The 14,806-nt window shown below is 62.9% G+C and carries 17 protein-coding genes; 4 read left to right on the forward strand and 13 right to left on the reverse strand.

The genetic code is table 11. The features are described from left to right. Positions 1-22: 22 nt before the first annotated feature. From NKI49_RS13550 to NKI49_RS13570, 5 genes are all read right to left on the reverse strand, one after another. The gene (locus NKI49_RS13550; protein WP_352600811.1) at positions 23-475 is read right to left on the reverse strand and encodes a CHRD domain-containing protein; all 453 of its coding nucleotides are present in this window, start codon (positions 473-475) and stop codon (positions 23-25) included. Positions 476-662: 187 nt separating this feature from the next. After that, positions 663-1,634, reverse strand: coding sequence for an ABC transporter substrate-binding protein (locus NKI49_RS13555; protein ID WP_352600809.1), 972 nt, complete (start codon positions 1,632-1,634; stop codon positions 663-665). A 40-nt stretch (positions 1,635-1,674) separates the two neighbouring features. Next, a complete protein-coding gene (locus NKI49_RS13560; RefSeq protein WP_352600807.1) occupies positions 1,675-2,829 on the reverse strand; it encodes an ABC transporter permease in 1,155 nt (384 codons plus the stop codon). After that, positions 2,826-3,704, reverse strand: coding sequence for an ABC transporter permease (locus tag NKI49_RS13565; protein WP_352600805.1), 879 nt, complete (start codon positions 3,702-3,704; stop codon positions 2,826-2,828). Before NKI49_RS13565 ends, NKI49_RS13560 begins: the two co-directional genes overlap by 4 nt. 379 nt (positions 3,705-4,083) lie before the next feature. After that, positions 4,084-4,875, reverse strand: a complete 792-nt coding sequence (locus NKI49_RS13570; protein WP_352600803.1) for an ABC transporter ATP-binding protein — start codon at positions 4,873-4,875, stop codon at positions 4,084-4,086. A gap of 130 nt (positions 4,876-5,005) precedes the next feature. Here NKI49_RS13570 and NKI49_RS13575 point away from each other — a divergent pair, with 130 nt between their 5' ends. Beyond that, positions 5,006-5,410, forward strand: a complete 405-nt coding sequence (locus NKI49_RS13575; protein WP_352600801.1) for a cupin domain-containing protein — start codon at positions 5,006-5,008, stop codon at positions 5,408-5,410. A gap of 26 nt (positions 5,411-5,436) precedes the next feature. Here NKI49_RS13575 and NKI49_RS13580 read toward each other — a convergent pair whose 3' ends face one another. From NKI49_RS13580 to aptA, 5 genes are all read right to left on the reverse strand, one after another. Beyond that, positions 5,437-5,814, reverse strand: a complete 378-nt coding sequence (locus tag NKI49_RS13580; protein WP_352600799.1) for a hypothetical protein — start codon at positions 5,812-5,814, stop codon at positions 5,437-5,439. A 1-nt stretch (position 5,815) separates the two neighbouring features. Further along, on the reverse strand, positions 5,816-7,267 hold the full coding sequence (gene hydA, locus NKI49_RS13585; RefSeq protein WP_352600796.1) for a dihydropyrimidinase: 1,452 nt from the start codon (positions 7,265-7,267) through the stop codon (positions 5,816-5,818). A 65-nt stretch (positions 7,268-7,332) separates the two neighbouring features. After that, a complete protein-coding gene (locus tag NKI49_RS13590) occupies positions 7,333-8,583 on the reverse strand; it encodes a Zn-dependent hydrolase (protein WP_352600793.1) in 1,251 nt (416 codons plus the stop codon). Further along, positions 8,584-9,024, reverse strand: coding sequence for an endonuclease domain-containing protein (locus NKI49_RS13595; RefSeq protein WP_352600791.1), 441 nt, complete (start codon positions 9,022-9,024; stop codon positions 8,584-8,586). Positions 9,025-9,136: 112 nt separating this feature from the next. Then, positions 9,137-10,465 carry an omega-aminotransferase AptA gene (gene aptA / locus NKI49_RS13600; protein ID WP_352600789.1) on the reverse strand — a complete coding sequence of 443 codons (1,329 nt, stop codon included), beginning with the start codon at positions 10,463-10,465 and terminating at the stop codon, positions 9,137-9,139. A 227-nt stretch (positions 10,466-10,692) separates the two neighbouring features. Here aptA and NKI49_RS13605 point away from each other — a divergent pair, with 227 nt between their 5' ends. Beyond that, complete coding sequence (locus tag NKI49_RS13605; protein ID WP_027025402.1) at positions 10,693-11,328, forward strand: TetR family transcriptional regulator C-terminal domain-containing protein; 636 nt, start codon at positions 10,693-10,695, stop codon at positions 11,326-11,328. Between the two features lie 4 nt (positions 11,329-11,332). Here the strand turns inward: NKI49_RS13605 and NKI49_RS13610 are convergent, their stop codons facing one another. Continuing rightward, positions 11,333-12,220: a helix-turn-helix transcriptional regulator gene (locus NKI49_RS13610; RefSeq protein WP_352600787.1), complete on the reverse strand. Its 888-nt coding sequence runs from the start codon at positions 12,218-12,220 to the stop codon at positions 11,333-11,335. A 103-nt stretch (positions 12,221-12,323) separates the two neighbouring features. Here NKI49_RS13610 and NKI49_RS13615 point away from each other — a divergent pair, with 103 nt between their 5' ends. Both NKI49_RS13615 and NKI49_RS13620 read left to right on the forward strand, forming a co-directional pair. Then, entirely contained in the window at positions 12,324-13,172 is an 849-nt protein-coding gene (locus tag NKI49_RS13615; protein WP_352600786.1) for an SDR family oxidoreductase, read from the forward strand. Next, positions 13,169-13,891, forward strand: a complete 723-nt coding sequence (locus tag NKI49_RS13620) for an SDR family oxidoreductase (protein ID WP_352600785.1) — start codon at positions 13,169-13,171, stop codon at positions 13,889-13,891. The genes NKI49_RS13615 and NKI49_RS13620 overlap by 4 nt, the downstream gene beginning before the upstream one ends. Positions 13,892-13,894: 3 nt before the next feature. Here NKI49_RS13620 and NKI49_RS13625 read toward each other — a convergent pair whose 3' ends face one another. After that, positions 13,895-14,272: a DoxX family protein gene (locus NKI49_RS13625; protein WP_352600783.1), complete on the reverse strand. Its 378-nt coding sequence runs from the start codon at positions 14,270-14,272 to the stop codon at positions 13,895-13,897. A 65-nt stretch (positions 14,273-14,337) separates the two neighbouring features. Further along, entirely contained in the window at positions 14,338-14,796 is a 459-nt protein-coding gene (locus NKI49_RS13630) for a carboxymuconolactone decarboxylase family protein (RefSeq protein WP_352600781.1), read from the reverse strand. Positions 14,797-14,806: the final 10 nt, after the last annotated feature.

Genomic DNA, 14,806 nt, shown 5'->3' on the forward strand with positions numbered 1-14,806 from the left:
GCGCGCCCCGAGCGACGTCGCGTTACATCGACGCCGCCGCCTTTTCGATCTGCCCGCGGATCTCACCGTCCGGATTCGCCTTGGTGTGGACATTGACATAATATTTGCCGGCCTCAAGGTCGGCCGCCTGGGCGTCGGTGAGCGTCGCCGACCCCTTAATCGGGCTCTTGAGCTTGCCTTTGAACGGAATAACGGGGTCTGCGTTCGCACCCATCGCCGCCGGACCATGAATGTGCGCCGCCGAAGCCGGCCCGCTGAGACCGGAATATTTGACGTTCCAGCTGAGTTTCTTCTTTGTGGTATCGAACGTCAGCGTCGCGCTGCCTTTGCCCTTGGTGGTGACGGGTGGGCTCTGCTGGCCGCCATCGAGCGTCGCCTTGTACTTCACCGTCTCGGCCATGACCGGTGATACGAATACGAACGCGGTCGAAATGGCCAGCGCTGAGAGCACCGGCAGGAAGGAATGTCTGGGCATTGAAGAACCTCCGATTGGCTGTCGCATGCTCCGCACCTCCCAGGCGCGCACATGCCTCAACCAACGGTTGGGCGGCGGAATATATCCCTGTACACGTTTTTGTGACCGGCCGCGCATGAGGGCACGTGAGAAAGGGGCGGTTGCCCGCCCCTTCTCGAATTCGCGCGGGAAGTCGGATCGCGCCGCTTTACTTCACCGCCTTGTCGGTAATCGCGGTGGTGTAGGCGCCTTTCGGCTCCTTGGTGATGATCTTCTGGTCGAGCAGCGCCTTGGCGGTGCGCTCGTAGGTTGCCGGGTCGAGCTTGCCGTCGGCATTGTCGACCAACTTGGCGACTTCGCTCATCATGCGTTTCTGGTGGTTCTCGTCCTGGCCACCGCCGTCCATGACGATGCCGGCCGCTTCGTCATTGTTCTCGATGGCGTATTTCCAGCCCTTCATCGAGGCGCGCACGAAACGCACCATCTTGTCCTCGAAGGCCGAGTCCTTGAGCTTGTCTTCCGACGCATAGAGCCCGTCCTCGAGCAGGTCGTTGCCCATCGCCGAATAGTTGAACACGGTCAGCTGTTCCGGCTTGTAGCCGGCGTCGATCAGCTGCCAGTACTCGTTGTAAGTCATGACCGAGATGCAGTCGGCCTGCTTCTGGATCAGCGGCTGAACGTCAAAGCTCTGCTTGAGCACGGTGACACCGTCCGGGCCGCCATCGGTCTTGAGGCCGAGCTTGTTCATCCAGGCATAGAACGGATACTCGTTGCCAAAGAACCAGACGCCGAGCGTATGCCCCTTGAAGTCGGCTTCGGTCTTGATCGGGCCGTCCTTCGGGCAGACCAGTTCCATGCCGGCCTTCTTGAACGGCTGGGCGATGTTGACCAGCGGCACGCCCTTCTCGCGGGCGGCCAGCGCGCCGCCCATCCAATCGACGATGACATCGGCGCCGCCGCCGGCGATCACCTGCTCGGGCGCGATATCGGGGCCGCCCGGCTTGATGTCGACGTCGAGACCCTCGGCCTCATAGAAACCCTTGGCCTTGGCGACATAGTAGCCGGCAAACTGGGCCTGCGTGACCCATTTCAGTTGCAACGTCACCTTGTCGGCGGCCATCGCCTGGAACGCGGCCAGCGACATCGCGCCGGCCAGAATTGGAATAATCAGTCTTTTCATGTTTTTACCCTCTGAAGTTAGCGCCCTTAACCCACCGCCCCTATCCACCACGGACAGAGGGATGCCAAAACGTGACGGCTCTTTCGACAAGAGCGACCACGCCATAAAAGACCGAACCCGCAAGTGCTGCAACTGCGATTTCGGCCCAGACCATGTCGATGTTCATCCGCCCGACCTCGGTCGAGATACGGAAGCCCATGCCGACGACGGGCGTACCGAAGAACTCGGCGACGATCGCGCCGATCAGCGCCAGCGTCGAGTTGATCTTCAGCGCATTGAAGATGAAAGGCGCCGCGGCCGGCAGCCTTAGCTTGATGAGCGTTGGCCAGTAGCCTGACGCATAGGTGCGCATCAGGTCGCGTTCCATGTGGCCGGAAGCGGCAAGCCCGGCGACCGTATTCACCAGCATCGGAAAGAAGGTCATGATGATGACGACGGCCGCCTTGGACTGCCAGTCGAAGCCGAACCACATGACCATGATCGGCGCCACGCCGATGATCGGCAGCGCCGAGACCATGTTGCCGATCGGCAAGAGCCCACGCCGCAGGAACGGCACGCGGTCGGCGAGAATGGCGGTGATGAAGCCGGCGCCGCTGCCGACGACATAGCCGAAGATAACAGCCTTGAAGATGGTCTGCCGGACGTCGGCGCCGAGCACCGGTAGCGAAGCGGCGATGCGCGCACCGATGGCGCTTGGCGGCGGCAGCAGGATGAAGGGGATGCCGGCGCCCCGCGTCACCGCTTCCCAGATGATCAGGATCCAGGCGCCGAAGATGGCCGGGATGATCAGGCGCAGTGCGGTCCGCCCCCAGCTTGCCATTACGCGAAGTCCCGACAACACCGCCACGCAGCGCCAGCCAAGCAGCCAGGCAGCCGTGAGCAGCAGGAAATACGGCGCCAAGGCCGTGCCTTCGAAACCCGCGATCCCCGATATCAGCAGCCAGGCGACGAGATGGGCGCCGATGAACAGCACCACGGCCTCTGCAAGACGCGCAATCCTGGTCATCGAGATCAACGCCGCCAGCATGGCCAGGCCGAACATCAAGCCCTTCGTTCCGAGATAGGGATAATCGATGCTGGTCGTCGGGTCCGCGAGTGCTGCCGCTTCCGGCTTCGACATCGCACCGAGCGCCACCGCGACAAGGCAGAGCACGATGGCCAGCACCGCTTGCCAGGAGGGTTTCAGCCAGTTCATGCCGGCCTCCCGCCCATCGCGCGATCGACGATGCGCCCGGCAATGCCAACCACCATGACCAGAAGAGCTGCCACCACCGAGCCGGCGACCAGCGCCGACCAGATGTTGATGGACTGGCTGTAATAGGCGCCGGCCAGCAGCTTGGCGCCGATGCCGGCGACGGCACCCGTCGGCAGTTCGCCGACAATGGCGCCGACCAGGCTCGCCGCCACCGCCACCTTCATCGAGGTGAACAGGAACGGCACCGATGCCGGCACGCGCAATTTCCAGAAGGTCTGCGAAGCGCTCGCATTATAGGTGTGCATCAGGTCGAGATGCATGATCTCGGGCGAGCGCAACCCCTTCACCATGCCTACCGTAACCGGAAAGAACGACAGGTAGGTCGAGATCATCGCCTTCGGGACCAGACCGGTGATGCCGATCGCCGCGAGCACGACGATGATCATCGGCGCCACCGCCAGGATCGGAATGGTCTGCGAAGCGATGATCCACGGCATCAGGCTGCGGTCGAGCGTCGCCACATGCACGATGCCGACCGCGATGATGATGCCCAGCGCCGTGCCGAAGGCAAAGCCGAGCAGCGTCGAGGACAGCGTCACCCAGGCATTGTAGACCAGGCTGCGGTTCGAGGTGACGTTGCGCAGAAACGTGTTCTCGAAGAAATTCACCGCCACCTGATGCGGCGCCGGCAATGTCGGCTTCGGCTGCGACAACGTCTTGCCGATGAATTCGCCCAAAGCAGGTGTTTCACCGGCGCGACGGTCGAGATCGCGCTGGAACGGCGTGTTGAGGATAACGGCGAAAACATACCAGAGCACGACCACGCCAGCGAGGATCGAGGTCACGGGGATGAGCTTGTCGCGAAAGCTGTCCATCTAGCGGCCCTCGCCAGCGAAGCGCCCTCCTCTCCCCAACGGGGAGAGGGTGGCCGGAGCGAAGCGGAGGTCGGCCGCCTTTGCCTTCGTCATCCTAGGGCGAAGCAAGGAGCGAAGCGACGCGGCGCAGACCCTAGGATCCATGCCGTTACCTCTCCGCTCCGCGACCGTTCGGAATATGGCTCCTTCCGCGCCGCTTGGCTTGCCGAATATTCTCGACCGCTTGCGCCTTGCGTCAGGCGTCACGGCATGGATCCTAGGGTCTGCGTACGCCGCTTCGCGGCTACTCCGCCCTAGGATGACGAAGGCGTGGGTTGCCGCGCCTTCGTGAGGTGGAGGCGCCTTTCGGGGCGCTGCCGCGAGTCCGTGCTGCATCACCTCAATCATCATAGCTGTGCCCTGCCCGGAGCCCTTCACGAACCCGCGCGGCGATCGCCAGGAACTCCGGCGTCTCGCGGATGTCGAGCGGCCGCTTCTTCGGCAACGTCGATTCGATGATGTCGCTGACGCGGCCCGGCCGCGGCGACATGACGACGATGCGCGTCGACAGATAGACGGCTTCGGGAATGGAATGGGTGACGAAGCAGATGGTCTTGTCGGTGCGTCTCCACAATTGCAGCAATTGCTCGTTGAGGTGGTCGCGCACGATCTCGTCCAGCGCGCCGAACGGCTCGTCCATCAACAGAAGGTCGGCGTCGAAGGCCAGCGCGCGGGCGATCGAGGCGCGCTGCTGCATGCCGCCCGATAGCTGCCAGGGATATTTCTTCTCGAAGCCGCTGAGATTGACGAGGTCGAGGGTGCGCCCGATGCGCTCCGCCTGCTCCACCCTGGACAGGCCCATGATCTCCAGCGGCAGCCCGACATTGCGCTCGATGGTGCGCCATGGAAACAGCGCGGCGGCTTGGAAGACATAACCGTAGGCGCGTTTCTCGCGCGCCTGTTCTGCTGTCATGCCGTTGATCGAAATCGTCCCCGAGGTCGGCTTCTCCAGGTCGGCGATGACGCGCAGCAAGGTGGTCTTGCCGCAGCCCGACGGCCCGATGAAGGAGACGAACTCGCCCTTCCCGATAGTCAGGTCGACATTGGACAGTGCCTGCACCGGCCCGTCATTGGTCTGGAAGGTGAGGCCAAGTTTGTTTGCCGAAACGACGGCTGGCGAAGTCCCTGTCATCGGCTGAGGCCAGCCTGTTCCCGCCACCGGGGCGTTGGTCGGATTCCGATTGCTTTTATCGCGTTGTTGTTTTCCACTCGCCCAGTCCCATTGGTCTTGTCCCGTCTGATCGACGCCCGGAGTTTCCCCGATGTCGCCTAAACCCACCTGTCATCTTATTCGCCCTGAAAGCACTTATGAAGGCAAGCAGGGTTTGACCTATTTCGCCGGGATCGCCGCCGAGTCGGTCGGCTCCTCCGGCATATGCATGCACGTGCTCACCATGCCGCCCGGTGCCCGCGCCAAGGCGCACATGCATGAGAGCCATGAAACGGCGATCTATGTGCTCTCCGGCGAAGTCCATACCTGGTATGGTGATCGGCTGGAGCATCATATCGTCGTCAAGGCCGGCGACCTTTTCTATATCCCGGCGGGCGTGCCGCATCTGCCGGCCAATCTCAGCGGCACCCCCTCCTCGGCCGTCATCGCTCGCACCGATCCCAACGAACAGGAAAGCGTCGTCCTTCTGCCGGAACTGGATGCGCTGATAACGTGAGATCGTCGAATTGGGGAAACTGGCCGTCATCGGCACCGGGACACTTCCCCATAGACCGTGCCGTCTTCGTCGGCGATCACCAGCTTCTTGGCGTTCTTCGGGCTGCGCTTGATGGTGAACTGGATCGGCGACTTTCCGTCTTCGCCTTCCGCCTCGCACTCTGCCTTGACGGTCAGCGAACCGTCCGCCTCCTTATGTTTATCTGTGAAGGTGCAGGCGCTGGCGATCGTGATGAAATCGGTGTCGGTCAGGAGCAGCATGTCCTCGGCATAGACTTGCTGGCCATTCTTGTTGATGCAGCCCGACTTGTTGCCATAGGGTTTCGACAGGTCGATCCCTGCCGCCGAGGCCTGGCCGGCAGCCAGAAGAATCGCAGCGGATACCGCAAGATGAACAGCGCGCATGTCAAACCCCGGTCGCCGGAATGCCCGTTCGCTCGACCTTGCGCGGCGCGCTGATCTCTTTCCAGGTCGACAATGCCCGGTTGACCGCCGCGTTCGGCTGACGGCCGATGAATTCGCCGTGCCCCGGCTTGGCCTTGACCTCGGCTTCCTCGATCGACAGTTCGCCGCGCGAGAAGACGAAACGCGGCAGGCCGGTGACCTCGAACCCCTCGAAGACATTGTAGTCGATCACCGACTGCTGCTTTTGCGAGGAAATCGTTTTCTTGCGCTTCGGATCCCAGACGACGATGTCGGCATCCGCGCCTTCGACGATGGCGCCCTTCCTCGGATACATGTTGAGGATCTTGGCGATGTTGGTCGAGGTCACCGCGACGAACTCGTTCATCGTCAGTCGGCCGGTGTTGACGCCCGTGGTCCATAGCACCGGCATGCGGTCTTCGAGCCCTCCCGTGCCGTTGGGAATCTTGGTGAAATCGCCTACGCCGTTCCGTTTCTGCTTGGTGGTGAAGGCGCAATGGTCGGTCGCCACCACCTGAAGCGATCCCGCCTGCAAGCCGGCCCACAGCGAATCCTGGTGCAATTTGTTGCGGAATGGCGGGCTCATGACGCGTCGCGCCGCATGGTCCCAGTCCTTGTCGAAATACTCGCTCTCATCCAGCGTCAGGTGCTGGATCAACGGCTCGCCGAACACCCGCATGCCCTTCTGGCGCGCCCTCCGGATCGCCTCGTGGCTCTGCTCGCAGGAGACGTGCACGACATAGAGCGGCACGCCGGCCATGTCGGCGATCATGATCGCGCGGTTGGTCGCCTCGCCTTCCACTTCCGGCGGCCGCGAATAGGCATGGCCTTCGGGGCCGTTATTGCCGGCGGCAAGCAGCTTCTGTGAAAGCGCTGCGACGACATCCCCATTCTCGGCATGGACCAGCGGCAGCGCGCCAAGGTCGGCGCAACGCTGGAACGAGGCATACATCTCGTCGTCGTCGACCATCAGCGCACCCTTGTAGGCCATGAAGTGCTTGAACGAGGTGATGCCCTTGTCGACAACGGTCGCCATCTCGTCGAACACCTGCTTGCCCCACCAGGTGATCGCCATGTGGAAGGAATAATCGCAGGACGCCTTCGAGGTCTTGTTGTCCCACATCTGCAAGGCTTCGAGCAGCGACTGCTGCGGCGCCGGCAGGCAGAAATCGACCACCATCGTGGTGCCGCCGGCAAGGGCGGCGCCCGTGCCGGATTCGAAATCATCGGCAGAGTAGGTGCCCATGAACGGCATTTCGAGATGGGTATGCGGATCGATACCGCCCGGCATGACGTAGCAGCCGGTGGCGTCGAACTCGTGATCGCCGTGAAGGTTCGAGCCGATGGCGACGATCTTGCCATGCTGCATCAGCACGTCGGCCTTCCACGTGCGGTCGGCGGTAACGACGGTGCCGTTCTTGATGACTTTGGTCATTTTGTTGTTCCCCTTGTTCTCTTCGCGCTTCTTTGCGAGCGCCGTTCGGAATTCAGATCTTAAGCTCACTCCACGATGACGGCGGTCTCCACCACCGCGTGGAACAGCACGTCGGCGCCGGCCGCCGCCCATTCCTTGGTGATCTCCTCGGCCTCGTTATGGCTCAACCCATCTACGCAAGGGCACATCACCATCGCGGTCGGCGCGACGCGGTTGATCCAGCAGGCGTCGTGGCCGGCGCCGGAGACGATGTTGCGGTGCGAATAGCCGAGCCGGTCGGCGGCATCGCGGATCGCCTTGACGCAGCCCTCGTCGAAGGTGACCGGGTCGAAATGCCCGACCTGTTCGATCTCGTATTTGATGTCGAGCGCATCGCAGATCGTGTCGATGCCTTCACGGAGGCGGCCGTCCATCGCATCCAGCACTTCCTTCTCCGGCGAGCGGATGTCGATGGTGAAAACGGTACGGCCGGCAATGATGTTGCGTGAGTTGGGATAGACCTCCATATGGCCGACCGCGCCGACGGCATCGGGCTGGTAGTCCATGGCGATCTCGTGCACCAGCTCCGTCACCCGCGCCATGCCGAGCCCCGCATTGCGGCGTTTGGGCATCGGGGTCGAGCCGGTATGCGCCTCTTTGCCGGTCAGCGTCACCTGCAGCCATTTCAGCCCCTGGCCATGGGTGACGACGCCGATGTCGATGCCCTCGTCCTCGAGGATCGGGCCCTGCTCGATGTGCAGTTCGAAGAAAGCGTGGATCTTGCGATCGCCGACCTTCTCGGTGCCCTTCCAGCCGATGCGCTCAAGCTCCTCGCCGAACTTCTTGCCATTCTTGTCGGTGTGCTCGTAAACGTCGGCCTGATCGAGCACGCCGGCGAAAACGCCGGATGCCATCATCGCCGGCGCGAAGCGCGCGCCTTCCTCGTTCGTCCAGTTGGTGACGACGATCGGATGTTTTGTCTTGATGCCGAGTTCGTTGAGCGAGCGCACGATCTCCAGACCGCCAAGCACGCCAAGCACGCCGTCATATTTGCCGCCGGTCGGCTGCGTATCGAGATGGCTGCCGACATAGACCGGCGGCAGGCTGGGATCTGCGCCTTCGCGGCGGGCAAACATGGTGCCCATTTCGTCGATGCCCATTTCGAGCCCGGCCGCATCGCACCAGCGCTTGAACAGCTGCCGGCCTTCGCCGTCCTCGTCGGTCACGGTCTGGCGATTGTTGCCGCCGGCAATGCCGGGGCCGATCTTCGCCATTTCCATCAGCGAATCCCACAAGCGGTCTGAATTGATTCGCAGATTCTCGCCGGGTGCGGCCATTCAAAACCTCATCGATTGCGGGGCGTCCCCCTCCCCCTCGAGGGGAGGGTGGCCGCGAAGCGGTCGGGTGGGGTCGCCGAACATACGCTCGACCTTCTCCTTGACCAACTGCGCGACATGCCACGCGTTGTTTATGACATCGGGCTCGTCAACACGGAAGATATCGAACCCGAGCGATCGCAGATAGGCATCGCGGACGGCATCGTGATGTTTGCCGTTCTCGTGTTCATGCAGATCGCCATCCACCTCCACCACCAGCTTCACGGCGAGGCAAGAAAAATCGACGATGTAGGGGCCGATCGGACACTGGCGGCGGAACTTGATGCCAGCCGACCTCAGCTCGCGCAATTCATACCACAGCAGGGATTCGCCCTTGGTCGCGTGAATTCGAAGCGCGCGCGCCTTCTGGCGCATTTCGAAACTCACGCGGGTACGGGGCATCAGCAGCAACCTCGCGGCAAAAGATCAGGCCGGCGCCCCGTCGCACCGACCCCACCCGACCGCTTCGCGGCCACCCTCCCCTCGAGGGGGAGGGATATCCGCGCCCAGATCTTCAATCGATCGACCTCAGCACATCCCGCACATGGTCGATCAGTTCGTTGATCTGGCCCTTGGTGATGATCAGCGGCGGCGACAGCGCGATGATGTCGCCGGTGGTGCGGATAAGCGCGCCGCGCTCGAACGCCTTGACGAAGGCCGAGAAGGCACGCTTGGTCGGCTGTCCGGCGATCGGCGCCAGCTCGATGGCGCCGATCAGGCCGATGTTCCTGATGTCGATGACATGCGGCTCGCCCTTCAGCGAATGCAGCGCATCTTCCCAATAGGGCGCCAGCTCCTCGCCACGGGTAAGCAGGCCCTCTTCCTTGTAGGTGTCGAGCGTACCCAAGGCTGCCGCGCAGGCGATCGGATTGCCCGAATAGGTGTAGCCGTGGAAGAACTCGATCATGTGCTCGGGGCCGGTCATGAACGCGTCGTGGATCTCCTTCTTCACGAACACCGCGCCCATCGGGATGACGCCGTTGGAGACGCCCTTGGCGGTGGTCATGATATCGGGCGTGACGCCGAAATAGTCGGCCGCGAACGGCGCGCCGAGACGGCCGAAACCAGTGATGACCTCGTCGAAGATCAGAAGGATGCCGTGCTTGGTGCAGATTTCGCGAAGCTTCTGCAGATAGCCTTTCGGTGGCAGGATGACGCCGGTGGAACCGGCGACCGGCTCGACGATGACCGCGGCAATGGTCGAGGCGTCATGCAGGGCGACGATGCGCTCCAGTTCGTCGGCGAGTTCCGCGCCATGTTCCGGCACGCCCTTGGAGAAGGCGTTCTTCTCCGGCAAATGCGTGTGCGGCATATGATCGACGCCGCCGAGCAGCGTACCGAACATCTTGCGGTTGGTGACGATGCCACCGACCGAGATGCCGCCGAAATTGACGCCGTGATAGCCGCGCTCGCGGCCGATGAGACGGGTGCGTGAGCCCTCGCCCCTCACGCGGTGATAGGCGATTGCCATCTTCAACGCGGTCTCGACCGATTCCGAACCGGAATTGGTGAAGAACACATGGTCCATGCCCTTGGGCGCGACGTCGACCAGCCGGTTGGCCAGTTCGAACACGATCGGATGCCCCATCTGGAAGGCCGGAGCGTAGTCGAGCTCGGCGGCCTGCTGCTGGATCGCCTCGGTGATCTTGGGCCGGCAATGGCCGGCATTGACGCACCAGAGGCCGGCGGTGCCGTCCAGCACTTTGCGGCCATCGCTGGTGGTGTAATGCATGTCCTTGGCAGACACGAACATGCGCGGCGCCTGCTTGAACTGCCGGTTTGCCGTGAACGGCATCCAGAATGCGCTGAGATCGTTCGGCGTGACTTTCAGCCGGTTGGACATGACCAAGACTTCCCCTTGTAATCTGTTTCGGTGCGTCCAACGCTTGGTCTTTGCCGCGCTTTCGTGCTACGCAAATTTTTGACCGATTGGACAAACGTTAGCACCGCCCTGTCGGCGGTCAAGGGATTACTAGCGGAAATGCGGCACCTGAAGTGCGTTCCACAGGCTAGGGAAAAACTGGTCCAGAGAATTGGTCCAGATGGTCGTCAAAGCGAGGGCCCGCAACGGTGAACGCCGGCACGGAGGCCCCCCGCCGAACCCGCATCCAGCAGGAAAAGCGCGAACTCATCCTGGAGGCCGCGCTCGAAGTGTTCTCCACCCATGGTTTTCGCGGGTCGACCATAGACCAGATCGCCGAAGCCGCCGGCATGTCGAAGCCGAACCTGCTTTATTACTTCCGCCGCAAGGAGGACATCCACGAGACGTTGATGCAACGCCTGCTCGACACCTGGCTGGCGCCGCTGCGCGAGCTCGACGACATCGGCGATCCCATGACCGAACTCAGGAGCTATATCAGGCGCAAGCTTGAGATGGCGCGCGATTTTCCACGCGAAAGCCGGCTGTTCGCCAACGAGATCCTGCAAGGCGCGCCACGCATCATGCCGCTGCTGGCGGGCGAGTTGAAGACACTGGTCGACGAGAAAGCCGCCGTCATCAAGGGCTGGATGCGCGCCGGCAAGATCGCCCGCACCGATCCCTGGCACCTGATCTTCTCGATCTGGGCGACGACGCAGCACTATGCCGATTTCGACGTCCAGGTACGCGCCGTGCTGGGGCCGAACCGTGGCGGCGACGGCCGCTTCGAGGACGCCGCAAGGTTTCTGGAGCAGTTGTTCCTCGACGGGCTGAAGCCGAAGAGCTGACGCGTCAGGCGCTGCGCCGTTCGGCCGGCAGCGCGTCCAGCAATGTCCGTAGCTTGGCGACCGAGTTCTGCTCGGCGAGCGGCGTGTAGACGATCAGCTTCATGTCGGAGCCGTCGTCGATCGAAAAGCTCATATGCTCGAATGTCATGGCGCCGGCGCTAGGGTGCCTGACATGCTTCACCCCCGACAATCGGCGTGCGACATCGCGCTGCGGCCACCAATCGCGGAATTCCGGGCTCGAACGCGTCATCAGATCGATCAACCGCTCAAAGTCCGGATCGCCGACATATCTGGCGCTCTCGGCCCGGAACGAGGCAAGCACGGTGCGCGCCAATTGTTCCCAGTCGACCAGCAGGCGCCGGTGGTGCGGGTTGGTGAATACCATGTGGACGATGTTGCGGGCGTCACCCTCCAGCAAACCATAATCGCCGAACACCGCCACGGCCGCCGGGTTCCAGGCCAGCACATCCCAACGCCGGCCGATCACATAGGCCGGCTGCAGGACGAGGCTTTGCAGCATGTGCAGCAACGGGCCGTCGACCTTTTCCGGCATCACGGCACGACGCTCCGGCTGCTGGCGGCCTGCGAGAGTGAAAAGGTGCTGCTTTTCGGCGGCATCGAGACGCAGCGCCTCGCCGAGTGCAGTCAGAACTTCAACCGAGGGTCGCACGTCCCTGCCCTGTTCCAGCCAGGTGTACCAGGTCGTGCCGACCCCGGCGATCATCGCCACTTCCTCGCGCCGAAGCCCCGGCGTGCGCCGCCGCAATCCGGTGGCGATGCCCGTCGCCGAAGGCGTCAATCTCTCGCGGCGCGAGCGCAGGAAGGCACCGAGCTCGCGCCTGCGGCTGTCCTCGGCGGAGTGAATAGGAGCAGAACGAGGCTGGGAATCCATGGCTCTATTATAGCAGTATTGATACCAGGATAAAGTTAGAACTGTTTGGCGCACGTCCGCTGTCCCATTTTCGTTCGGAGCGACGAAAATGGAGGCTCCGAACATGGATCTGAAAGACAAGACAATCCTCATCACCGGCTCGACCGACGGCGTCGGCCGCGTCGTCGCGCAAAGGCTCGGCGCCGCTGGCGCCCGTGTCCTGGTGCACGGACGCGACGCGGCGCGCGGCAAGGCGACTGTCACGGAGATCGAAGCAGCCGGCGGCAAAGCCGATTTTCTGGCCGCCGACCTCGCCTCACTGGCGGAGGTGCGCCGCCTCGCCGAGACCGTGCGCGCCAGGACGGACCGGCTCGACATCCTCATCAACAATGCCGGCATCGGCACGGCAGGCACCAAGAGACAGGTCAGCGCCGACGGTTACGAACTGCGCTTCGCGGTCAATTACCTCGCCGGTTTTCTGCTGACGTCGGAGCTTCTGCCGTTGCTGAAGGCCAGCGCTCCGGCGCGCATCGTCAATGTCGCATCGGCCGGCCAGCAGGCGATCGATTTCAGCGACGTCATGCTGACCCGTTCCTATGACGGCGTGCGCGCCTACTGCCAAAGCAAGCTGGCGCAGATCCTGTTCACCGTTGATCTGGCTGAACAGCTGAAAGGCAGCGGCGTCACCGTCAACGCCTTGCATCCGGCGAGCTACATGAACACGACCATGGTCCGGCAGGCAGGTGTGACGCCTTGGAGTTCGGTCGAGACCGGCGCCGACGCCATCCTCAACCTCGCCACCTCGCCTGATCTCGAAGGACGCAGCGGCCTCTATTTCGACGGCCTGCGCGAATCCCGCGCCGATGCCCAAGCCTACGACGCCAACGCAAGACAGCGATTGCGAGCCTTGAGCCTCGATCTCGTCGGCAACGCAATATCGAATCCGTCAACATCGAAGGAAGAACATTCATGACTGACAAGATCGAACACACAGTCATCATCGGCGGCTCGTCCGGCATCGGCCTGGCGACAGCGCGCAAGCTGCTTGGCCCCGGCATGAAGGTGACGATAACTGGGCGCAACCAGGACAAGCTCACCAGCGCCTGGAAGAGCCTTGGCGGCGCCGCCGAAAAGGCTGCGTTCGATGCCGGCAAGCCGGACGAGGTCCGCCGGTTCTTCGAGCGCCTCGGCCCGTTCGACCACCTCGTTCTGGCGGCGAGCGGCGGCAAGGGCCTTGGCCCGTTCGAGACCCTCGACCTTGCCGACATCGGCAGTGGCGTCGACGAGAAGGTGCGGCCGCAACTGTCCTGCCTGCAGGCCGCCTTGCCGACGTTGAACAAAAGCGGCTCGGCCACCTTCATCTCCGCGGTCTCGGCTCAGCTTGCGATGCCGGGCGTCACCGGCATCGCCGCCATCAACGGCATGCTGTTGACCGTGGCGCCGATCCTGGCTGTCGAGCTGAAGCCGCTGCGCGTCAACGTCGTCGCGCCTGGTGTCATCGACACACCCTGGTGGGATTTTTTGCCGGACGAGCAAAGGCAGGCGGTCTTCGCGGAATATGCCGGCAAGACGCCGGTCGGCCGCATCGGCCGCGCCGAGGACGTCGCCTCGGCAATAGCCTTTCTCGTCTCCAACGGCTTCATGACCGGCCAGGTTCTGACCTGCGACGGCGGCCTGCGGTTTGCGGCGTAGCCGTCAGAGCGACTGGGCGATCAGCGTCAGAAAGCCACCGCTCAGTGCCACATTGCCAACAAAACCATTGATACGCGACGCACGCTCCTGTTCCTGATGGTCCCAGAAATTGTGGAACATCGGCGTGGCGACGATCAGGAACAGCACCAGCACTGCCGCAGCGATCGCGGTCCACAGGCCTGCGATCACCAGCACACCGGCAATGATCTGCAACATGATGCCGGCCCATAATGCTAGCCGCGCCTGCGGCACGCCGCGCGCGGCCATCAGCCCAGTCAGGAAGGCCGCGTTCTGGATATTGCGCAGGCCGGCGAAGACAAAGGCGCCACCGAGCAAAAGACGGCCGAGAAACAACAAGGCCGAAGCCAAATCGGCTGACATCAACTCTCCCTCCAAAACAGTTCGGGGGCCGCCTCACTCGGCGGCGCCCCAAACACATCGGCCAATCAGGCGGCCTTGGCCGTCGACATCGGATGAATGGCCTGGAAGGGGATGCAAAGCCGGTTCCAAGTGTTGATCATGCCGAGCGCCACGGACAGCTTGACCAGTTCCTCTTCCGAGAAATGCTCGAGCGTGCGGGCATAGAGTTCGTCCGAGACACCGTTGTCGGCGATCTTAGTCACCGCTTCGGTCCAGGCCAGGGCGGCGCGCTCGCGCTCGGAAAACAGAGGCGATTCCTTCCAGGCCGACACCAGATAGAGACGCTGCTCGGTCTCGCCGTCGCGCCTCGCCTCGCGGCTGTGCATTTCGACGCAGAAGGAGCAACCGTTGATCTGCGAGGCCCTGAGCTTGATCAGGTGCAGCAGGCTTACCTCGAGCCCGCATTCGTCGACTGCCTTGTTGAGCGCCGACACCGCTTTCATGATCTCGGGTGCCTTGGCGAAGAACTGGAGCCTCTGTTTCATCGTTTTTCCT

It is taken from the genome of Mesorhizobium sp. M0587, assembly GCF_040320945.1.
In the GTDB taxonomy this organism is placed as follows: Bacteria; Pseudomonadota; Alphaproteobacteria; order Rhizobiales; family Rhizobiaceae; genus Mesorhizobium.